Origin of the sequence: Mesorhizobium sp. M2E.F.Ca.ET.209.01.1.1 (genome assembly GCF_004010375.2) — a bacterium.
Taxonomy (GTDB): domain Bacteria; phylum Pseudomonadota; class Alphaproteobacteria; order Rhizobiales; family Rhizobiaceae; genus Mesorhizobium.
On sequence record NZ_SADP02001384.1, the window covers coordinates 1 to 240 of the forward strand.

Genomic DNA, 240 nt, shown 5'->3' on the forward strand with positions numbered 1-240 from the left:
GCGCGTTGAAGAGGCTCGAAGGCATCATCTCCGTCTCGATCGTGCATCATTTCCTCGGCGCCAATGGCTGGACGTTTGTAGCCGAGGACGGCGCCACCGGCGACACTCTCTATAGCCTCGACTTCCTGCACCAGATCTACACCAGGGCGGATTCCTCCTATTCGGGCCGGGTGACGGTGCCGGTGCTGTGGGATAAAAAGGAACAGACCATCGTCTCCAACGAATCCTCCGAAATCATCC

At 58.3% G+C, this 240-nt stretch carries 1 pseudogene; it reads left to right on the forward strand.

Annotated elements, in window-relative coordinates:
- A pseudogene (locus tag EN852_RS40505) lies at positions 1-240 on the forward strand (glutathione S-transferase family protein); the annotation flags it as partial.